At 50.7% G+C, this 21287-nt stretch carries 21 protein-coding genes; 11 read left to right on the forward strand and 10 right to left on the reverse strand.

The annotated features are described in order from the left end of the window. Nucleotides 1–140 precede the first annotated feature (140 nt). The gene (locus tag P2G88_RS17485) at nt 141–311 is read left to right on the forward strand and encodes a hypothetical protein (protein WP_275798357.1); all 171 of its coding nucleotides are present in this window, start codon (nt 141–143) and stop codon (nt 309–311) included. Nucleotides 312–319: 8 nt separating this feature from the next. On the opposite strand, the gene acnA is transcribed toward P2G88_RS17485, so the two are convergent. Next, complete coding sequence (gene acnA, locus P2G88_RS17490) at nt 320–3028, reverse strand: aconitate hydratase AcnA (protein WP_275798359.1); 2709 nt, start codon at nt 3026–3028, stop codon at nt 320–322. Between the two features lie 146 nt (nt 3029–3174). Here acnA and P2G88_RS17495 point away from each other — a divergent pair, with 146 nt between their 5' ends. Continuing rightward, nucleotides 3175–4548: a class II fumarate hydratase gene (locus tag P2G88_RS17495; RefSeq protein WP_275798361.1), complete on the forward strand. Its 1374-nt coding sequence runs from the start codon at nt 3175–3177 to the stop codon at nt 4546–4548. On the opposite strand, the gene P2G88_RS17500 is transcribed toward P2G88_RS17495, so the two are convergent. From P2G88_RS17500 to phoB, 3 genes are read right to left on the reverse strand one after another with little or no spacing between them, the layout of a single operon-like run. Beyond that, complete coding sequence (locus tag P2G88_RS17500; RefSeq protein ID WP_275798443.1) at nt 4539–5471, reverse strand: phosphate ABC transporter substrate-binding protein; 933 nt, start codon at nt 5469–5471, stop codon at nt 4539–4541. The genes P2G88_RS17495 and P2G88_RS17500 overlap by 10 nt on opposite strands. A 22-nt stretch (nt 5472–5493) precedes the next feature. Continuing rightward, nucleotides 5494–6819: a phosphate regulon sensor histidine kinase PhoR gene (phoR, locus tag P2G88_RS17505; RefSeq protein WP_275798362.1), complete on the reverse strand. Its 1326-nt coding sequence runs from the start codon at nt 6817–6819 to the stop codon at nt 5494–5496. A 21-nt stretch (nt 6820–6840) separates the two neighbouring features. Then, complete coding sequence (gene phoB / locus P2G88_RS17510) at nt 6841–7530, reverse strand: phosphate regulon transcriptional regulator PhoB (RefSeq protein ID WP_275798445.1); 690 nt, start codon at nt 7528–7530, stop codon at nt 6841–6843. 229 nt (nt 7531–7759) lie between these two features. Here phoB and P2G88_RS17515 point away from each other — a divergent pair, with 229 nt between their 5' ends. Together P2G88_RS17515 and rdgC are read left to right on the forward strand one after the other, a co-directional pair. After that, the gene (locus P2G88_RS17515) at nt 7760–9490 is read left to right on the forward strand and encodes an ATP-binding protein (protein ID WP_275798363.1); all 1731 of its coding nucleotides are present in this window, start codon (nt 7760–7762) and stop codon (nt 9488–9490) included. A gap of 133 nt (nt 9491–9623) precedes the next feature. Continuing rightward, on the forward strand, nt 9624–10526 hold the full coding sequence (gene rdgC / locus P2G88_RS17520; protein WP_275798365.1) for a recombination-associated protein RdgC: 903 nt from the start codon (nt 9624–9626) through the stop codon (nt 10524–10526). Between the two features lie 37 nt (nt 10527–10563). On the opposite strand, the gene P2G88_RS17525 is transcribed toward rdgC, so the two are convergent. Further along, complete coding sequence (locus P2G88_RS17525) at nt 10564–11400, reverse strand: HDOD domain-containing protein (protein WP_275798367.1); 837 nt, start codon at nt 11398–11400, stop codon at nt 10564–10566. 246 nt (nt 11401–11646) lie between these two features. Between P2G88_RS17525 and P2G88_RS17530 the strand changes: the two genes are divergently transcribed. Next, nucleotides 11647–13335, forward strand: coding sequence for a Zn-dependent hydrolase (locus tag P2G88_RS17530; protein WP_275798370.1), 1689 nt, complete (start codon nt 11647–11649; stop codon nt 13333–13335). Nucleotides 13336–13391: 56 nt separating this feature from the next. Here the strand turns inward: P2G88_RS17530 and P2G88_RS17535 are convergent, their stop codons facing one another. After that, on the reverse strand, nt 13392–13757 hold the full coding sequence (locus tag P2G88_RS17535; protein ID WP_275798371.1) for a histidine triad nucleotide-binding protein: 366 nt from the start codon (nt 13755–13757) through the stop codon (nt 13392–13394). 132 nt (nt 13758–13889) lie between these two features. On the opposite strand from P2G88_RS17535, the gene P2G88_RS17540 reads away from it, so the two are divergent. Together P2G88_RS17540 and P2G88_RS17545 are read left to right on the forward strand one after the other, a co-directional pair. Further along, nucleotides 13890–14207, forward strand: coding sequence for a hypothetical protein (locus P2G88_RS17540; RefSeq protein WP_275798373.1), 318 nt, complete (start codon nt 13890–13892; stop codon nt 14205–14207). A 19-nt stretch (nt 14208–14226) separates the two neighbouring features. Then, nucleotides 14227–14940, forward strand: a complete 714-nt coding sequence (locus P2G88_RS17545) for a YafY family protein (protein ID WP_275798375.1) — start codon at nt 14227–14229, stop codon at nt 14938–14940. Here the strand turns inward: P2G88_RS17545 and P2G88_RS17550 are convergent. Genes P2G88_RS17550 through folB form a run of 3 tightly spaced genes read right to left on the reverse strand, consistent with a single transcriptional unit; the run spans nt 14917 to nt 16573 of the window. Beyond that, nucleotides 14917–15717 carry an undecaprenyl-diphosphate phosphatase gene (locus P2G88_RS17550; RefSeq protein WP_275798377.1) on the reverse strand — a complete coding sequence of 267 codons (801 nt, stop codon included), beginning with the start codon at nt 15715–15717 and terminating at the stop codon, nt 14917–14919. The two genes, P2G88_RS17545 and P2G88_RS17550, sit on opposite strands and share 24 nt — an antisense overlap. Next, nucleotides 15714–16214, reverse strand: a complete 501-nt coding sequence (folK, locus tag P2G88_RS17555) for a 2-amino-4-hydroxy-6-hydroxymethyldihydropteridine diphosphokinase (RefSeq protein ID WP_275798379.1) — start codon at nt 16212–16214, stop codon at nt 15714–15716. Before folK ends, P2G88_RS17550 begins: the two co-directional genes overlap by 4 nt. Then, nucleotides 16214–16573, reverse strand: coding sequence for a dihydroneopterin aldolase (gene folB, locus P2G88_RS17560; RefSeq protein WP_275798381.1), 360 nt, complete (start codon nt 16571–16573; stop codon nt 16214–16216). Before folB ends, folK begins: the two co-directional genes overlap by 1 nt. 135 nt (nt 16574–16708) lie before the next feature. On the opposite strand from folB, the gene plsY reads away from it, so the two are divergent. Beyond that, nucleotides 16709–17311, forward strand: a complete 603-nt coding sequence (gene plsY / locus P2G88_RS17565; RefSeq protein ID WP_275798383.1) for a glycerol-3-phosphate 1-O-acyltransferase PlsY — start codon at nt 16709–16711, stop codon at nt 17309–17311. Nucleotides 17312–17384: 73 nt separating this feature from the next. On the opposite strand, the gene tsaD is transcribed toward plsY, so the two are convergent. After that, nucleotides 17385–18401: a tRNA (adenosine(37)-N6)-threonylcarbamoyltransferase complex transferase subunit TsaD gene (gene tsaD / locus P2G88_RS17570; protein WP_275798385.1), complete on the reverse strand. Its 1017-nt coding sequence runs from the start codon at nt 18399–18401 to the stop codon at nt 17385–17387. A gap of 208 nt (nt 18402–18609) precedes the next feature. Here tsaD and rpsU point away from each other — a divergent pair, with 208 nt between their 5' ends. The 3 genes from rpsU (at nt 18610) to dnaG (ending at nt 21174) form a co-directional block, all read left to right on the forward strand. Next, entirely contained in the window at nt 18610–18825 is a 216-nt protein-coding gene (gene rpsU / locus P2G88_RS17575; RefSeq protein WP_275798387.1) for a 30S ribosomal protein S21, read from the forward strand. A gap of 38 nt (nt 18826–18863) precedes the next feature. Beyond that, entirely contained in the window at nt 18864–19307 is a 444-nt protein-coding gene (locus P2G88_RS17580; protein ID WP_275798389.1) for a GatB/YqeY domain-containing protein, read from the forward strand. Between the two features lie 115 nt (nt 19308–19422). Beyond that, nucleotides 19423–21174: a DNA primase gene (gene dnaG, locus P2G88_RS17585; protein ID WP_275798390.1), complete on the forward strand. Its 1752-nt coding sequence runs from the start codon at nt 19423–19425 to the stop codon at nt 21172–21174. Nucleotides 21175–21287: the final 113 nt, after the last annotated feature.

Genomic DNA, 21287 nt, shown 5'->3' on the forward strand with positions numbered 1-21287 from the left:
GGCTGCTGCCGGCACTCTTGTTGTTACTTCAGTCTAGCCCCGCAAACTAATGAAATACCAGTAAAAGTTACAAGTTATCAAGTTGACTTAAAGAGACAGGCACCTACAATCGGCTAAGACCAAGCAACCCCGGCCAAGTCATGCCCGACAAGAGTAAGAAAGACAAGAAAAGCAAAAAGGACAGCCAGTTGCTGATACGCATTGATAAGGATATGCGTGATCAGTTTATCGAGCTGTGCGAAGCGCGTGACACCAAGGCCGCCAAAGAAATCCGCAAATTTATTGCCAGTTACATCAACGAGCATCAATAGCTGAGTCCTTACTGCCCAGCCAGTCGTCGCAGCACGTAATGCAGAATGCCGCCGTGGCGGTAATATTGATACTCGTTGGCGGTGTCTATTCTGACCCGGGTCTCGAAGCTAATCAGTTTGCCATCGCTGGTATTGGCTTTGACTTTCAGCCTGCGGCTGTCGGGGCCCACAGACTCAATATCAAAGGATTCATCGCCCTTCAGTCCCAGGCTGTCAGCACTTTCACCTTCCATATACTGTAACGGCAGAATTCCCATACCCACAAGATTAGAGCGGTGAATACGCTCATAGCTTTGGGCAATAACGCACCTGACACCCAATAAAGCAGGTCCTTTGGCCGCCCAATCTCTGGATGAACCGGTGCCATATTCTTCACCAGCCAGTACCAGCAAAGGTGTGTTGTCCTGCTGATACTTCATGGCGGCATCGAAAATAGACATTTCTTCATCGCTTGGAAAGTGCTTGGTCCAGCTGCCCTCACTGTGCGGTACCAGCAGGTTTTTAAGCCGTACATTGGCGAAGGTGCCACGCATCATGACTTCGTGATTGCCTCGTCTTGAACCATAAGAATTGAAATCCTTAGGAACAATCCCTTGCTCCTGTAAATAGCGTCCTGCCGGGCTGTCAGCTTTGATACTGCCAGCCGGAGAAATATGGTCTGTGGTGATACTGTCACCCACTTTTACCAGGCATCTTGCTTGTGACAACGCCTCAGGCGCCTGTGGCTCTCGCTTCATGCCCTCAAAAAACGGGGGCTTTCTGACATAACTGGAATCCGGCCATGGATATCGGGTGGATGACTGCACAGACAAATTGCGCCATTGGCTGTCGCCCTTAAATACCTCGGCATATTTCTGCTGAAATTTATCGGCGCTGACATTGGCATGAATGGCCTGTTGGATCTCTTCAGCGCTTGGCCAGATATCGAGCAAAAAGATGTCGTTACCCTTTTTGTCTTTGCCCAGCGGCTCCTTGTAAAGATCGATATCCATGGTGCCCGCCAAGGCATATGCAACCACCAATGGCGGAGAGGCAAGATAGTTTGCTCGCACTTCGGGATGAATACGGCCTTCAAAGTTGCGATTACCCGACAGCACCGACGCCACCAGCAACTTACCTTTTTGTATGGCATCAGCAACCGGCTCCGGCAAAGGGCCGGCGTTGCCGATGCAGGTGGTACAGCCATAGCCCACCAAATAGAAACCCAGTGCTTCCAGCTGCTCCATCAACCCCGCTCGTTCAAGGTAATCAGTAACCACTTGCGAGCCAGGTGCCAGACTGGTCTTGACCCAAGGCTTGCTCTTCAATCCAAGGGCATTGGCATTACGGGCCAACAGGCCTGCCGCCATCAATACTGCTGGGTTGGAGGTATTGGTACAACTGGTAATGGCGGCAATCACCACATCGCCATGTTTGAGGTCAAACTGCTGCCCCTGGTATTCCACTGACATTTTTGTCGGTGTTGCACTGACATCATGTCCCACTGCCGTATCACCACCCTCATCTTCGAAGCGGGCGATGGTTTTATCCAAATCTTCCTGATATCCGGCCAACATCTTGGCATAGGCGGCTTTACCGTCACTGAGGGCTATTCTGTCCTGGGGGCGCTTTGGCCCGGCCAATGAGGGTTCCAACTTGTCCAACTCGATGGTGATGCTATCTGAGTAACGGGCGGTGGCACCTTGCTCATCATGCCAAAGCCCCATCTCCTGCATGTAACGTCTGACAAGCTCAATATGTTCTTCCCGCCGGCCAGTCAGGCGAAGATAGGAAAGGGTTTCCTCATCCACCGGGAAAATGCCGCAGGTCGCGCCATATTCCGGAGCCATATTGGCGATAGTCGCCCGATCAGCCAGGCTCAACTGTGCTAACCCCGGCCCGAAGAACTCCACAAACTTGCCCACAACCCCCAGCTTTCTCAGCTTTTCAGTCACCGTTAGCACCAAATCGGTCGCAGTCACCCCCTCAGGCATTTGTCCTTGCATGCGAACTCCCACTACCTGAGGAATCAGCATACTGATAGGTTGTCCCAGCATCGCTGCTTCTGCTTCAATGCCACCCACACCCCATCCCAGCACGCCGAGGCCGTTAATCATAGTGGTGTGGGAGTCGGTGCCAACCAAGGTATCGGGATATAAAATCTCATCCTTTGCAAAAACCAGCCGGGCCAGGTATTCAAGATTCACCTGGTGCACTATGCCGGTTCCAGGGGGAACCACCTTGAAGTTGTCAAAGGCTTGGGAGCCCCAGCGCAGAAATTGGTAACGCTCCTGATTGCGTTGCATTTCGATTTCGGTGTTCTTGGCAAGCGCCTCACGGCAGCCATAGATGTCTACCATTACCGAGTGATCAATCACCAGTTCCACCGGAGAAAGGGGGTTTATCGCTTCAGGGGCCTTACCCATGGCTTCCATAGCATCGCGCATGGCGGCCAAATCAACAATGGCCGGCACGCCGGTGAAATCCTGCAACAAGACTCTGGAGGGGACAAAGGCTATTTCACGATCTGGTTGTGCCTTGGGTTGCCAGTTCACCAGCGCCTGAATGTCTTCTTCACTGACAAAATCCTGATCGGCATGGCGCAACAAGTTCTCAAGCAAGATCTTCAAACAGTAGGGCAAGCTCTCAACGCTCTCGCTGTGGGGCAGGTTCGAAAAGGGGAAGTAGGTGAATGATTTTCCCTGATGTTCAAATTTTGCTTGGTATTTCTTTGACATCTTAGCCTCCTGGTCAGGTGATCTTGATTTATCCATTACCCTGCATCATGGTTTGACAACAGCAAGCAAGTAATCGGTAACCATAGGGTTAAGTCTTTAGCATAGACCAGAAAGAATCTGACTCAGCCGATTAAGGAGCATTTGAAATGACTCAATATCGTATCGAAAAAGACAGCATGGGCGAAATTAAGGTCCCAACTCAAGCCCTGTATCAGGCACAGACCCAACGTGCTTTGGATAATTTCCAGTTTGCAGGACGTCCTCTGCCCATCAGTTTTCACCATGCCATATTAGAAATCAAAAGCGCCGCTGCTAGGGCTAACCTGCGATTGGGAAAGCTGGATAATGCCAAAACAGAGGCGATTTTGAGTGCCGTAGATCTTTTGCTCACTGGAAAGCATGACGATCAGTTTTGCGTGGATATCTATCAGACAGGCTCCGGTACCAGCAGTAATATGAACGTCAATGAGGTGATTGCCACGGTCGCCAACCGTCAAGCTGCGGTTAAAGTACATGCCAATGACGATGTAAATTGCAGTCAGAGTAGCAACGATGTGATCCCCTCGGCACTGCAGCTTTCAGCGGCAAAGCTGCTGAATAAAAAATTACTGCCGGCCTTATATGCCATGGAAAAGATCCTTCGCAGCAAGGCTAAAAGCCTGAAAGAGGTGATTAAAACCGGACGCACCCACCTGATGGATGCCATGCCCATTACCTTGCAGCAAGAGATAGAGTGCTGGATATGGCAGTTGAATGAAAACCGGGTACGCCTTGAGCACAGTATCGAAGAGCTGTGTGAATTGCCTATCGGTGGCACGGCCGTGGGCACGGGAGTTAACTGTCCACCTGAATTTGACCACCAGGTTTGTGAGCATCTGGCCCAAGTTACAGGTTTGCCCGTGGTGCCATGTCTGAACAAATTTTCTCGCATAGCCAGTCAGGACGTGTCCGTGAATTTGTCTGGGCAACTTAATACCCTGGCGGTGACGGTTATGAAAATCGCCAACGACCTGCGCTGGATGAACTCGGGACCATTGGCCGGTCTGTCTGAAGTCCGCCTGCAACCTTTGCAACCCGGCTCATCCATTATGCCCGGCAAGGTCAATCCGGTGATCCCTGAGGCTCTTGCCATGATCGGTGCCAAAGTAATGGGCAACCATCAAACCATTAGCCTGGCCGGACAATCCGGCAATTTTCAGCTTAATGTTATGCTGCCGGTGATGGCAGAATGCCTGTTGGAAAGCCTGAATCTGCTTGCCAATGGCTTGCCGGCATTGGCTGAATGCATTGCCAATTTTGAAGTCAATCACCAACAACTTGAGGTTGCGCTATCCCGCAATCCGATACTGGTCACGGCTTTAAACGAAAAAGTCGGTTACGAGCAAGCGGCCAAGATCGCCAAAGCCGCTTATGAGCAGGGTAAACCCGTTATTGAAGTAGCGAAACAGATGACGGATCTCGATGAAGAAAAATTAAAGGCACTGCTTGATCCAAGCAAACTGACTAATGCTCAGGGCTGAATCTCTTCGATAATGCGCACTTGCTGACGTAGCAGCCTGTCGGGGATAGGAATAAATCCGTCGCGCCTGACCAAGTCCTGGCCGGCAGAAGACAAGATAAAACGCAGAAATTCTTGTTCTACCAGGGGCAAAGACTGTCCTGGGGCTTTGTTGACCACCAGATACAGGAACCGCGATAAGGGGTAGTCTCCTGAGGCGATGTTTTCCATGGTGGGGGCGACGTAATGCTCACCGGCTTTAGCGATAGGTAACGCCCTTACACCTGCCGTTTTATAGCCGAAGCCAGCATAACCCAACGCACCGTCAGAATAGGCCACAGATTGCACCACAGAGGCTGAGCCGGGTTGCTCATTGACGGTCGCCAGAAAATCCCCTTCACACAGGGCATCCAACTTAAACAGCCCGTAAGTACCGGAAACGGAGTTTCGGCCAAATAAGCGGATACGTTTGTCCTGCCACGTTCCACTAAGGCCTAATTGATGCCAGAAGACGATCGGCTGTTTGCCGCCACAATAGCGGGTGACTGAAAATATCGCATCAATTTGTTCTAGATTCATGCCTTCAATGGGATTGTGTAAATCCACAAATAAGGCGATGGCATCGATGGCCACCTTAAGCACAGTAGGCCGATAACCATGAACCTTACTGAAATAAGCGATCTCACTCTCTTTAAGCTCGCGGCTCATGGGCCCCAAATTTGCGGTACCTTCAGTCAGGGCTGAAGGCGCCGTAGACGACCCCGATGCCTGGATCTGAAAGGTTACGTGAGGATAAAGGGCCTTGAATTCTTCCGCCCAAAAGGTCATCAGATTACCCAAAGTATCTGAGCCTACCGAGGTAATATTGCCGGCAACCCCAGCACGCTTTTGATATTCATCTGCGGGGTTGGCGTGGGCCGGTAAGCCCGCCCAAAAGCACAACATGCCTAACGCGAACGCCAATTTGCTATTCAGATTTGCCAGCATGACTATTCACTACTGTGAGTTCTGATGAGAAATGGAAGGAAAAACGGCTGCCCTTGCCCACCTCACTCTCTATTTCCAGTTTGGAATTATGATGGGTCAGCACATGCTTGACGATAGCCAATCCCAACCCGGAGCCACCGGTTTTTCTGGAGCGCGCTTTGTCCACCCTGTAGAAGCGTTCGGTCAGGCGTGACAAATGCTTTTCGGCAATGCCATCGCCATTATCTTCAACCGCAAACTCGGCCATTTTATTGACCAGTTTCCAGGTGACCCGGATCTTGCCTTTTTTCGGAGTGTAGTGAATGGCGTTGAAAATCAGGTTGGAAAAAGCACTGCGTAGTTCGGTTTCGATACCGAATACCTTGAGGTCTTTGTCCACATCAAATTCAATTTCATGCTGCTTGGCTTGATTGAGCGTAGCGGCTTCACTTTTGATTGCGGAGAGTACCATTGGCACATCCACTATCTTTTCGTAAACCCTTTCGGCACTGGCTTCGATACGGGAGAGGATCAGTAACTGCTCAATAAGGCTTTGCATCCGCCTTGTCTGTGCGGTCATTTCGGTGAAGGCTTTCTGCATAAAGGCCGGCGGGTAATGATCTCCCTCATTGCCAAACATTTCCAGGTAGCCGTTTAATACTGTCAACGGGGTACGCAGTTCGTGTGAGACGTTGGCTACAAAATCTTTGCGCATTTCTTCCAACTGACTGACGCGGGTCACATCCCGCGCCACCAGTAATAAATGTTTATCGCCATAAGGCATGATGCGATATTCCAATACCTTGTCGATATTAGTGGGAGAAATGACCTCAATTGGGTAGCTGTACTCACCGTCATGGAAAAACTGGATGAACTGTGGATGACGGATAAGGTTATCTATCCGGCGCCCGGCATCATCGGGCCAGCACAAGCCAAGCTCAATTCTGGCCAATCGGTTACACCACACAATGCAGGCATTGGCATCCACTACTACAGCCGCATCAGGCAAGGCTTCAGCCCCTTCGCGAAAGCGTTTGACCAATGCCCCTAACTCTTTTCGCTTATTCCGATTACGGCGCTGTAAGTAGTAGATCCCTTCGTAGATATGCTCCCAAATCCCGCGAGTTTTGGGCGGCGTCATCTTCTTGCTGTGCCATAGCCAGCGGTTCAGCCGGTAAAAACTCCAGTACTGCATTACCAATAGCAGGAATGCGCCCAAGGCTAATGCTTCGGGCAACTTGTCCACATACAAGCCGAATAAAGACACTGCCAGAAAATACAGTGCCAAACGTGATAGTGTCTTTAACCAGGAAAAGGGATAATACATCTGGGATGTGTCAGCCCTGCATCAGACTTTGGTGGAAAAACGATAGCCAGCGCCACGTACTGTCTGGATCAAGGCGTCATGTCCCCGGCGCGATATGGCTTTACGCAGACGGCGAATATGCACATCCACAGTGCGATCCTCAACATACACATTGGTTCCCCAAACATTGTCCAATAGCTGTTCGCGACTATAGACCCGCTCTGTGTGGGTCATAAAGAAGTGCAGCAACTTAAATTCAGTGGGCCCCATCTCCAACGGCTCATCATTGGCGGATACCCTGTGTGAAACGGGGTCTAGCACCAGGCCGTTAAACTCGATAGGTTCATCACCGGAGGTCGGCGTAACGCGGCGGATAACCGCCTTCATGCGTGCCACCAGCTCTTTGGGCGAAAAAGGTTTGGTGACGTAATCGTCGGCACCGGCATCCAGTCCCCGTACTTTATCATCTTCCTCGCCTCTGGCGGTCAGCATAATAATGGGAATGTCGCGGGTATGCTCATGTTGTTTCAGCTTTTTAGCCAATTGCACACCACTACCACCGGGCAACATCCAATCCATCAGAATCAGATCAGGATAAGGCTCCTTCACCATTTCTAACGCGACATCATAATCTTCGGCTTCCTGGGTTTCGAACCCAGATTGTTCCAAGACAAATTTGACCATCTCACGAATGGGCGCTTCATCCTCTACCAGCAACACTTTCTTCGACATGGGTTTAACCTTCTTCATGACAACGCCCGCAATTATTGGTTGGATCTGTGACACTTTTATTAAGATGGGATTGGCGCAAAGCGTAGCAGATAGTTAACTGCCTGTAGAAAATAAAAATTTTTGCTTTTTCCTATTGTGACAACAAGGGTTTATGGCTCTTGTTTAAAGGCAAGATTACGCATATTCTTGAACGCAGTATAAAAATAAATCTGTCAAAGGGTTTGTATAGATGTCAAAAGTCAAAACAGGGCTGTCCAAAAAGCTTTTGACCCGCGTGCTGTCTGTCTATTTCACATTGACCCTGATTGTTACCGTTGGTCAGATCCTGACCGAGTATCTCAATGCCAAAAATCACATTGAGAGCGAACTGCAAACCCTTAAAAACACTTTCAGCACCAGTTTAACCCGCGCTATTTGGGAGTTGAACACGCCTCAGGCCAAGTCCATCGCCGAAGGCTTGATGGAACTGCCTATTGTCGAAGGGGTGCAAATCCGCGACGAAAACGGCAATGAGATAGCTGATTACGGGCGCACCAATAAAGAGCCCATGGAAAAAGTGACAGCCGGTATCATGCGCGATCATGGTGGCGGTACTTTCGGTTACAGCTTCCCTCTCATCTTCGAATTCTCCGGCCGCACCTCGCAAGTAGGTGATGTCACCCTCTATTCAAGTTTCGAGGTGATATTTGGTCGTATTGAAGTGGGCATTTTCTTTTTGATCGGTAATGCCTTTATTAAAACCGCCTTTTTGATCTTCCTGTTCTTAAATGCCTTTAGGCGCATGCTGACCGATCCTTTGGCAGAGTTGACGACCCAAATCAGTAAATTTGATATCAACCGGCCAGAGCAGTCCAAATTGAATATCCGGTTGCAGGACGAAAATGAATTACAGGTCCTGCAGGATGCCTACAACCACCTGATAGACGATCTTATCCATTTCCAGACCCAGCTGAATCAGACACAGGGAGAGCTCAAGGAAGCCAATCAGAAGCTGGACGAACAGAATGTATCCCTTGAGCAGGAAGTGGCCAGAAAAACCGCTTCTTTGAGCCAAATCATGTTGGACCTCGAGCAGCAAAAAGATGAATTGCTGACAAACCAGCGCGAACTTAAACAAGAAAACGCCAGCCGCCGTAAAATTGAAGAAGAACTGCGTAAACGTAATGCCGAACTGGCCGAGTCCATGGAAACCCTGGAAATGGCCAAGGACCAGCTGATGGAGTCCGAACGCATGGCCTCCCTGGGTGGACTCGTTGCGGGCATTGCCCATGATGTGAACACGCCTCTTGGCGTTGGCGTCACTGCTGCCAGTTTTTTGCAGGAACGCATCAAGGTGCTACAGCAGGATTTTGATGAAAAAACCCTGACCACCAAAGCCATGGCCACCTTCCTTACCGAGGCCCAGCAAACCGCCACTTTGCTGATGACCAATCTTAATCGTGCCTCGGAATTAATTGCCAGTTTTAAGCAAGTTGCGGTGGACCAGACCAGCGAAGCGGAACGCGAGTTTGATTTAAAGGAGTATATCGAAGAAATCATTCAGTCTCTGGCGCCCTACTTCAAAAAGACCGCCCATAAAATCGAACTGGATTGTCCTGAGCATTTAACTGTGCGCCGCGCCCCGGGGGTGATCGCCCAGATCTTCACCAATATGATGATGAATAGCCTGATCCACGGCTTTGAAAACAAGAAATCCGGGACTATCAAAATCCATGTCACCAAACAGGATGATCAGGTCAATATCAACTACCAAGACAATGGTAAGGGCATTTCCGAGAATCAATTAGATCGTTTGTTCGAAGCCTTCTATACCACCAAGCGCGGTAAGGGCGGCAGCGGCCTGGGCACACATATCATGTACAACCTGGTCACCCAGGCACTGGACGGACAAATTCAGGCCAGCTCCGAAGAGGGTAAAGGTCTGCGTTATCAAATTCAGTTCCCCGCCTTCAAAGAGTAATTGTCAGCACTAAGATAGTCCGTAGGGAGCCTGCCACAGCCTCTGGCTCCCTGAGCCTTTCCCTGTTACCCTTCGTCCCCTTTGCTTAACTCCCCGCCCTCTCTTTCGGCGGCCCCATAACAGGACCTTGATCATGTGGTTCAAGAATCTCAAAATTTACCATATCACCCAACCTCTCGAACTTACCGCAGAAGAATTGCAAGACAAACTCAGCGAAGCCAGTTTTCGTCCTTGTGGTAGCCAGGATCTGGCTACTATGGGGTGGTCAGCGCCCTTGGGCCAAGGTGAAAGTTTGGTACACAGTGCCGATGGCAAGTTTCTGCTGTGCCTGAAAAAGCAGGAACGTATACTGCCAAGTGTGGTGGTCAACGGCGAGGTGGAGGCCAGAGCGCAGAAAATTGAATTGGAAACCGGTGCGCCGGTAGGTAAAAAGGCAAAAGCGGACATTAAGCAGGAAGTGATCCATCATCTGCTGCCTAAGGCCTTTACCAGAGACAGCTACACCTTTGCTTTTATGGCTCCCCGTGAAAATTTGGTGGTGGTGGATTCATCAAACGACAGCAAAGCTGAAACCTTGCTGGCCACCCTCAGAAAAGCCATCGGCTCCCTGCCCGTGGTCCCTATTGCCAGACGCAGTGTGTCCGCCGATCTGACCCAATGGTTGCAATCACCAGAGAAATGCCCTCAGGGATTTGAACTGCTCGAAGAAGCGGAACTGAAATCTCCCAATGAAGATGGCGCCACTATCCGCTGCAAGAACCAGCCCCTGGATGCTGATGAAGTGCAATTGCACCTGCAAAACGGCAAGCTTGTGCAAAAGCTGGCCATTGAGTGGGACGAAACCCTAAGCGCCTTGTTGCAGGAAGATCTGGCGGTTAAGCGGGTAAAGTTCAGTGATGTGCTGCGTGAGCAAAACCAGGATATTCCCAAAGACCAGCAATTAGCCAGACTGGATGCCGATTTTTGCCTGATGGCCGCTGAAACCGTGCGTCTTATCAAAGCGTTGGATGAAGCCTTAGCTCTGACCCAGGAATAAGCAGAAAAAAGGCGGCTGTTTGGCCGCCTTTTGCTGTTTAGGCAAAAATCTGTTTGGCGCTGTCTTTGAGTTCGGCAAACTCTTCGGATTTAAGCAGGTTAATATCTTCAAACACGCCCCGCTGAACACTTAAGTTCATAATCGCATCTTTGAGGCTGCCAGCGCCGTCACAAGCTGCGACAGCCGCTCTGATAAAGTCCACGTACGAAAGCTCAGGCGTCAGGTACTGCAGGTTGCGCCAGCTTTCTGCGACCTTCACCATCTCATCATTAAACTCCCACTCACGCAAAATGATACTGCCAATGCGTCCACTTAACTTTTGCACCGCCACCTGCAGGAAAGTCGGGTTAGCAAATACATCATCGTGACGTTCTGCTTCGGTGAAGATCGGCAAGACACCAATATTGTGTACCAGCGCAGCCAGAGTCATGCTGTCCAGATTCAGCCGCCGATTTTTGGTTTTTTGATGATAACTTTGTAGCAAGGCCATGGATGTGGCCACCACTTCTACCGTCTGGTCCCAAACCTGATTCAGGTGCGTTCTGACAATCTCATTTTTAGAAACGAACAATTGTTCCATGGCCAGGGCAGTGGCAACGTTTTTTACCTGGCGAAGACCGATGCGTGTGACCGCTTGTACCAAACTGTCGACTTTTACCGTACGCCCCATGTAAGCACTATTGGCAATCTTTATCATCCGTGCCGACAACGCCGGATCCATACTGATCACATCCGCCATATGATTCAGGTTGGTATCAGGATCATCCGATGCACGCCTGACCTTCAGAGCAATAGCAGGCAATGTAGGCAGCACCAGGGTGTCATTATTGATTCTCTCTACCAAGATGGTCAGCAAGGCGTTTTCAGTGGACATAGGCAACCTTTTGAATTTGTGCGCTTTAGCAAGGATAGCAACTTTCTCTTTGCGATTGGATGGCGGGCTCAAAGAGTGAACTTAGTATCATCTAATCAAAACAAAAAACAAAGCCCATCCTCTTGTTAGTACATCATTTGTCCATGGTATGCCTGTGATTTTTGTTGGGGTATGATGTGGCCACCAACGCAGCCTCTTCTCTGTGGCAGCGTCTTCAAAAGATAATAATACTCAAGGGAACATCGCATGAAATTAAGCAAAATAGCCCTGTCCATCACCTTGGCAGTGGGTCTGTTAAGCGGCTGCTCTAAGCCCGCTCAGGAACAAAATACTGCACAACCAGCAGCAAAAGAACAAACCATGACAAAACAACACCAATTGCTGGAAGGCATGGAAGCCAGACTGGATATCTATCAGCCCGTCAGTTTGACTGCGGATCTGTCAGCCTACAGCGACAACCAAAAGGCAATGTTGGCACTGCTGATTGATGCTTCAAAAATTATGGATGATCTTTTCTGGAAGCAGGCTTTTGATGGCGATAAAGACGCCTTTCTGGCCTCATTGGAAAACGACAAGGTACGTCGCTTTGCCGATATCAATTATGGTCCCTGGGATCGCCTCGATGGTGACAAGCCCTTCTTAAGTGGCGTAGAGGAGAAAAGCCTGGGCGCACGGTTCTATCCCCATGACATGACCAAGGAAGAATTTGAAGCGGCCGAGTTGGCAGACAAGCAAGGCCTGTATTCCATGGTCGTGCGCGGTGAAGATGGCAAACTCAAAACCGTAGCTTATTCCGAATTTTTTAAGTCTGAATTGACCCAAGCCGCGGAACTGCTGCGACAAGCTGCCAAGCTTGCTGACGATGCCAGCTTTGCCAATTACCTGAATCTACGCGCCGATGCGCTGCTGAGCGACAACTACCAGCCTTCCGATATGGCCTGGATGGACATGAAGACCAATCCCATCGAGCTGGTGTTGGGTCCTATCGAAACTTATGAAGACCAGCTTTATGGCTATCGCGCAGCGTTCGAAGCCTATGTACTGTTAAAAGATATGGCCTGGAGTGACAGACTGGCTCGCTTTGCTGCCTTCCTACCCGAGCTGCAAAAAGGCCTGCCGGTGGATGCAGCCTACAAGCAAGAAATGCCCGGGTCTGATGCCGACCTAAACGCCTACGATGTGATTTATTATGCTGGCCACTCTAATGCAGGCAGCAAAACCATTGCCATCAACCTGCCCAATGACGAACAGGTGCAATTGGAAAAAGGTACCCGCCGTCTGCAGCTGAAAAACGCCATGCGCGCCAAGTTCGACCATATTCTGGTGCCTATAGCCGAGCAGCTGCTGGCGCCAGAACAGCGTGAACACATTACTTTCGACGCCTTCTTTGCCAATACCATGTTCCACGAAGTAGCCCATGGTCTGGGCATTAAGAACACCCTGGATGGCAGTACCACGGTGCGCCAGGCGCTTAAAGAGCATGCTTCTGCCCTGGAAGAAGGCAAGGCCGATATTCTTGGTCTGTACATGGTCAGCCAGCTGTTAGCCAAAGGTGAAATCACCGAGGGCACATTGGAAGACTATTACATCACCTTTATGGCCGGTATTTTCCGCTCCGTGCGTTTTGGTGCTTCCAGCGCCCACGGTAAAGCCAATATGATCCGCTTTAACTTCTTTAAGGAATTTGGTGCCTTCGATAAGGACGAAAACGGCTTCTACAAGGTCAATATGGACAAGATGCAAGCCGCTGTGGATGCCCTGTCTAACAAGATCCTGACCCTGCAAGGCGACGGCGACTACGCTGGTGTCGCCAAGCTGGTCGATGAGATGGGCGTGATCAAGGACGAGTTGGCTGCCGATCTGGCTAAACTTGCCGACGCCGCCATCCCGGTGGACATTACCTTCGAGCAAGGCAAGCAGGTGCTGGGACTTTAAATATAAGGTGTGGGGAGTTGCTTTACTCCTCACACCTTTCTTTTATCACTGCATGGTTATATCGTCTTCAGCTTTTCCTGATAGGGCGGCCACCCCAGAGGCTTACCACCCAGTACATGCAAATGCAGGTGATACACCGTCTGCCCGCCATTTTGATTACAATTCATCACTGTACGGTAACCTTCTTCGGCAAAGCCCAACTCAGTAGCAAGTTTGGCGGCGACCATAAACAAGTGCCCTACCAACGCCTTATCTTCTTCCTGAATATCATTCACGGTAGCAATGCTTTTTTTCGGGATCACCAGAAAATGATGGGGCGCCTGCGGATTGATATCCTTAAAGGCCAGGCTTAATTCATCTTCATGGATAATATCGGCAGGAATTTCCCGATTGATGATCTTCGTAAACAGGGTGTCGGCCATTTTTCTCTCCTTTTGTTTTTGTGACAACGCGCGAATCTGTGGCAAAGTCTACTGACATAATGCTGTCAGTAGGGCCGGATTAGTCTTTGTTTTGCCCGGGCAATAAATCTAACACTAATCTGGAGAAACAAAATGAACAACACCACCATCGAAATGGTCAGCTATAAACTCAAAACCGATGCCAGCATTGCGCAATTGCGCGAAACCCACGAAGGAATTAATGCGTTTTGCCGCTCACAACCGGGTTTTATTTACCGTTCCTTATCCAAAGACGCGGAAGATACCTGGCACGATATTGTGTATTGGCAGGACATGAATTCAGCCAAAGCAGCGGCTGATGCCTTTATGCAGAACGAAACCGCCCAGCATATGCTCAGGTTGCTCGATGAGAGCACCTTAAAGATGCGCCATATGCAGGCAGATACGGAAGTCATGTCGGCCCAATGCTGACGAGGAGAAGCCTGGGATAATGCGAAAAGCCGAGCGCTTGTTTCAGTTACTGACCTTGCTGCACAGTCATCGCGGTGCGCTGACCGGTGAGTATCTGGCCGAGCGCTTAGGTGTCTCCGTTCGCACCATTTACCGCGACATGCAGGCATTATCCCTCTCCAATGTACCCATTCAGGCCGAGGCAGGTGTCGGTTACCGGCTGCTTCCCGGTTATCATTTGCCGCCACTGATGTTTAGTGAAGAGGAGCTGGAAGCGTTGCTACTGGGTGTGCGCATGGTCCGCGGCTGGAGTGATGACAGCCTGGCCCAGGCGGCCCACCAGGCCCTTGAGAAGATCCAATCCGCCCTGCCGCACGCACTCTTTCTTCGCCATGAAAAAAATAGTGGCACCATGCAAGTACCTGATCATCATCGCCAGGTAGCCAGTCAATTTAGTGAACCCTTACGCGACGCCATTAAAAAACAGCAAGTCATTGTGATTGAGTATTGTCGCGAGGATGGTGAACACAGCAGACGTACATTATGGCCACTGGGATTATTGTATTGGGGCAGTGCCTGGACTTTGGTCGCCTGGTGCTTGCTGCGTCAGGACTACCGGTTATTTCGTCTTGATCGCATCCAGGCATTACAAGAAGGTGAGGGACGCTTTTCTCTGTCAGAAAAATTGAGCCTGCAGCATTATATCCATCTGCAACAGGCTCACATCAGATCACAACAACACAAAGCCCAATAACACTGTACCCAGCACCAGGCGGTAGATCACAAAGGGCAGCATGCCAATACGACTGATCCAGCCCAAAAACAGCTTGATACACAAATAGGCACTGACAAAGGAAAACAGCAAGCCGTAGATCATCGCCTGCCAGTCCACCGGCTCGGTGCTTTCCGCTAAATCCAGGCTGAGTAACAACCCAGCTCCCATAATGGTGGGAATGGACAGCAAAAAGGAAAAACGCGCGGCACTTTCCCTGTCCAACCCCGCCATCAATCCGGCGGTCATGGTAATACCGGAGCGGGATGTGCCGGGAATAAGCGCCAGTACCTGCGCAAATCCGATAAACAGCGCACTTTTCCAATTCAATTGAAAGATATTTTTATGTTGCTTGGCTTTGACATCGGCATACCACAACAGCAAGCCAAAAAGAATGGTGGTCACACCGATCACCAAGGCCGAGCGGGCATAATGTTCAACAAAAGACTTTCCCAAAAAGCCAGCGATCACCGCCGGGATGGTGGCGATAACCACAAACCAGGCCAGCCGGCTGTCATCAGTTTTCTGACCGCCGGACACAGAAGACAACCAAGCCTGGATCATGCGCAGAATTTCTTCGCGAAAATAAATCATCACCGCCATCAGGCTGCCCAGATGCACTGCCACATCAAAGGCCAGCCCCTGATTATTCCAACCCAGTATGGCTGACGGCAGAATCAAATGGCCGGAACTGGAGATAGGCAAAAACTCGGTAATTCCCTGGATCAGGGCTAGGACGATGATTTCCAATAAAGTCATGGTGCTGAGGGTTTCCATTCAAAGGATAAAGGCCAAAGCTTCTGGCTTTCCTTGTTATAGGCTTGCCAAAGAGAGTGATAACTTTGATTTACAACAGGATGCTTAAGCTGCGGGGCGATTTCCGCCAGTGGCCACAGCACAAAGGCGTTTTCCAGGATCTCGCCTCGAGGCAATGCTACCGGCTGTTCGCAGCATATCTCATCGTAAAGCAGCAAATCCAGATCCAGGGTGCGGGGTGCAAACTTTTTTGCAGAGGGCTGTCGGCCATTGGCCTGCTCGATGCCTTTTAATAGCGCAACGACTTCTTCCACAGAGCAGTGGGTATGGGCGGCGATGACCATATTGTAAAAGGGGCGGCCATTAAAACCGACCGCTTCACTTTCGTATAACCGAGAGAGGGTAAGCGGTCCAAAATGGATGTGTAGCGCGTCCAATCCAGCCCTTGTATGCTGCTCGCGCTCAATATTGCTGCCAAGACTAATAAAAATTTGCGCCATCAGCGCCCTTTCCTTGAGCGGGTCATCTCTACCGCCACATCTTTGGCATTGGGCAAAATGTCTGGCTTGCTGAGTTTGACCGAGACTTGGTCGATGGAAAATTCATTCAACAACATGCTGATTAGGGCGCTGGTCAGCGCTTCAAGCAGTTCAAAACTGCTGCTGGCCGCCACCTCTTCGATTCTGGTGGCCACCGCAGCATAATCGATGGTGTCAGCCACTGCATCGGAACTGCCGGCTTTAGACAAATCCAAATACAGCGTGACATCCACCAGCAAGGGACGGGGTGCCTGGCGCTCCCAATCGTAGACGCCAATCAGGCTTTTTATCTCAAGCCCCTCAATCAGTATTTTATCCATCAGAAGTCAGGCCAGTTGTAATTATGTGATGTTGGCAGAATTTTCAGGTAATCTTGCCCCACGCCCATCGTGCAGGGAGCACGGTAGATTGGCGGGCAAGTGTAACGCTTTTACTCTAGGGATCAACCGAAGCGCATGACAGCACTCACCTTATTAATGATTATGCTGGCTTATCTGGCCGGCTCCATTTCCAGTGCAGTATTGGTGTGCAAACTGTTTCGCCTGCCCGATCCCAGAACCCAAGGCTCCGGCAATCCCGGTGCCACCAATGTCTTTCGCCTCGGTGGCCGTTATCCAGCGCTGCTGACCCTGGTCTTCGACATATTGAAAGGCACTATCCCGGTCTGGGGCAGCTATTTTCTGGGAATTGCCCCTATTTGGCTGGGTTTTATTGCTATGGCGGCCTGTATCGGCCATATCTTCCCACTATTTTTTGGCTTTAAAGGCGGCAAAGGCGTTGCCACCGCCTTTGGCGCCATGCTGCCCATTGGTCTGGATCTTTCTGGTATGTTGATTGTGACCTGGGTTGGAATCGTTTTTATCAGTGGTTATTCGTCTCTTGGCGCCATCGTTGCGGTCAGTTTGGCGCCGGTCTTCACCTGGTTTATCAAACCCCAGTACAGTCTGCCCGTAACCATGCTGGCCATCCTGATTATCGCAAGGCACCGCGGCAATATACTGCGCCTGTTAAAAGGCCAGGAAGGCCGTATTTGGGATAAGGGGAAGACGCTGGAGTGAGCTTCGAGCTTGCAGAGTGTTCTAGTAGTAAAGTCTATTTCAAGTGTCGGTCCCGGGTCCCCACCCCCTGTTTTTATTCCACCGGCTCTAAACTCTCCAAAGTCCAGCGCGGCTTGGCTTTAGCGCTGAGATCAACCACCTGTCCGGCTTTAAGACGCTGCAATCCCGCATAGGCAATCATGGCGCCGTTATCGGTACAAAATTCCAGCCTGGGATAATATACCCTGCCTTTTAACTTGGCAGTCATCTGCTCAAGTTCGGCGCGCAAAGCCTTATTGGCGCTCACGCCACCGGCGATCACCAGGCGTTTGAGGCCCGTTTGCTCCAACGCGCGGCGACACTTAATAGACAAAGTCTCCACAACCGCGGTCTGAAAAGCCAAAGCAATATCAGCCTGGGTTTGTGACGCTTGTCCTTCTGCACGGATGGTATTGGCGGCGAAGGTTTTAAGACCACTGAAACTAAAATCCAGGCCGGGACGATCGGTCATGGGTCTTGGAAAAGTGAAGCGACCTGGCTCGCCCTGCTCTGCCAGTTTGGCAAGCAACGGTCCACCGGGATAATCCAGCCCGAGCAGTTTTGCTGTCTTATCAAAGGCTTCGCCTGCCGCGTCATCCACAGACTCGCCCAGTAATTTATATTTGCCAATACCTTCGACGCTCACCAACATGGTGTGACCGCCGGAAACCAGCAGGGCAACAAACGGAAACTCAGGCGCGGGCTCATCCAACATGGGGGCGAGCAGATGGCCTTCCATATGGTGGACACCTACCGCCGGTACATTCCAGGCATAAGCCAGGCTTCTGCCTACCGATGCGCCTACCAACAAGGCCCCCACTAATCCGGGACCTTGAGTAAACGCAATCCCGTCTATTTGCGCGGAGGTTGTATTGGCATCCTGCATGGCCCGCTGAATAAGAGGAACGATTTTGCGTACGTGGTCGCGAGAGGCCAATTCAGGTACCACACCACCATAGTCGGCGTGCAACTTGACCTGACTGTACAGCTCATGAGACAACAAGCCCTGCTCATCATCATAGATAGCTATACCGGTCTCATCGCAGGAGGTCTCAATACCCAATACCCTCATCTTTCGCTCTCGCCCATTGCAAAAGGCGCAAGTGTAACGGCAGAAGCAAAAATTCTCCATGCCGACGCCGCCCAATTAACTATCTGATGGAAATTAAGCCGGTATCGGACTTTACAATGTGCGCGGATATGATTAAAATTCCGCACCATTTTTAACCATGCCGCTATCCGAGCTGGTAAGCTAGTTCAATATTTGAGGTGAGATTTTAATGCCAATTGTTAAAGTGAAAGAAAACGAACCCTTTGATGTCGCCCTACGTCGTTTCAAGCGTTCTTGTGAGAAAGCCGGCGTATTGGCCGAGGTTCGTCGTCGTGAGTTCTTCGAAAAGCCTACTTGGGAACGCAAGCGTAAGAAAGCTGCTGCCAAGAAGCGCCACCTGAAGAAGCTGGCTCGCGATAACGCTCGCCGTATCAAGCTTTACTAAGATCTCACGAGAGGCGCTTACGAGCGCCTTTTATCATTATGAGCTTAAAAGAAACACTGACCAACGCCCAGAAAGATGCCATGCGCGCCAAAGACAAATTGCGTCTTGGCACTATTCGTATGGCCCTGGCCGATATCAAGCAAAAAGAGATCGACAATCAGATCACCCTGACCGATGAAGATATCCTTGCCGTGCTGACCAAAATGGTCAAGCAGCGCAAAGATGCGCAAAGCCAGTTTGAGGCTGCCGGACGTCAGGACCTGGCTGATAACGAAAAAGCTGAGATAGAGGTATTGCAGGATTTTCTGCCTCAGCCTCTGAGCAACGAACAGTTGTCAGAACTAATTGGGCAGGCGCTCAATGAAACCGGCGCCAGCGGCATGCAGGATATGGGTAAGGTCATGGCATGGCTAAAACCTCATGTGCAGGGCCGTACCGATATGGGACAGCTCAGCGGCCTGATTAAGGCGCGCCTGGGATAGTTCCCTGTCCAATATTGATTGAGGCGGAAGAGCCCCTTGGGACTTCCGCCTTTTTTGTCGAATCAACAAACTGTGGCATGATTTGCTGTCTTTAGCAGGCGCTTCCAAGTAAGGCATGATCCCAAGAGATTTTATCGACGACCTATTGGCACGCACCGACATTGTCGAGTTGGTGGACAGTCGTGTCAGATTGAAAAAGGCTGGTCGTAATTACCAGGCCTGCTGCCCTTTCCATAGCGAAAAATCCCCGTCTTTTACCGTCAGCCAGGACAAGCAGTTCTATCACTGTTTTGGCTGTGGCGCCCATGGCAATGCCATCTCCTTTTTGATGGAGTATGACCGCCTGGAGTTTCCCGAGGCTGTCGAGGAACTGGCCCGCCATCAGGGACTGGAAGTGCCCAAAGAGCAAGGCACGAAAGAAGATCCGGGGAAGAAGCAGCAGCGTCAGGATGACTATCAACTGCTGGAGCAGGTGGCCCGCTTTTTTGTGCATCAGTTAAAACATCATGCCCATGGGCCCAAAGCCGTTGACTACCTGAAAAGCCGTGGTCTTAATAAGGAAGTGGTACAACAATTTAATATTGGTTATGCACCGGATGATTGGGACGCCGTGCTGGCACAGTTTGGCCGCACACCACAGACGCGGCAACAGTTACTGGACCTTAAGGTCGCCACGCAGAACGACAAGGGCCGCACCTACGACTTTTTCCGCGATCGCATTATGTTTCCTATCCGCGATCGCCGTGGCCGGGTGATCGGGTTTGGTGGACGGGTGCTGGGCGATGGCTCTCCGAAGTACCTGAACTCGCCGGAAACCCGCATATTCCATAAAGGCCAGGAACTCTATGGTCTGTATCAGGTGCGCCAGGTACGCCGACGACTTGAGCGCCTCATGATCGTAGAGGGCTATATGGATGTGGTGGCCCTGGCGCAATTTGGTATCGACTATGCGGTGGCCTCTTTGGGCACCGCCACTACTGCTGAACAGCTACAGACGTTATTCCGCACTGCCCCGCAGATTGTTTGCTGTTATGACGGTGACCGCGCCGGACGAGAAGCCGCCTGGCGGGCACTGGAAAATGCCCTGCCGCAACTTAAAGACGGTGTAGAGCTGAAGTTCCTGTTTCTGCCCGATGGCGAAGATCCCGATACCATGGTGCGTAAACTGGGCAAAGAAGGCTTTGAGCAAAAACTGGCCGAGGCCAAGCCCCTTTCCAGCTTTTTCTTTGACAGCCTGTTAAGCCAACACAACATCGGCAGCACTGAAGGTAAAGCCGCACTCAAAGCCCAGGCTTTACCCCTGATCCGTCAAATAGAAGGCGAGCATCAACGCAACCTGCTGGAGCAGGAACTGAGCAAATACACCGGCGAGTTTGAACAGCAACGCCGCAAGCAGGATTTGGAGCAAGTCAATAGCCGCGGCAAGATGCAGCGCGCCGACTACAACAATCCGAATCGTCACCGTTGGACGCCCGTGCGATTGCTTATTCGCTTGCTGCTGGAAAGCCCGTCACTGGCAACGCAGTGTAAAGAAGTGGAGCCAGCCTTGCTGCCAGCGTCGGATTTAGCGGGCCTGGACCTACTGAAGGAAATCCATGGCTTTTGCAGCAGTAAACCTGGGGTACAAACTGTTCATCTGATTGAATATTTTCGCGATCACCCGCAAAAATCGGCTATTTCCAAGTTATTACCCATGGACTTACCGATTGATGATGACAACTTGCGAACACTGTATCAGGACAGCTTTGCCAAATTGCTGGACACTTTTGTACAAAGCCGTTTCGAGCAACTACTCTCTAAGTCCCGTTTGGGCACCATCTCAGTGGAAGAAAAACAAGAATTGAATCAATTAATTAAAGCCGGTTAAACGATCGGCTCGTAGATAAGTGATATTAGCGACATTCGGCCCAGGGGCTAGCGAGCGGAGCAATGATTCTGCTATACTGCGTAATTCTCTGCGCGTCGGTAAGCACAGATTTA

Source organism: Aliiglaciecola sp. CAU 1673 (genome assembly GCF_029223185.1).
GTDB lineage: Bacteria > Pseudomonadota > Gammaproteobacteria > Enterobacterales > Alteromonadaceae > Bowmanella.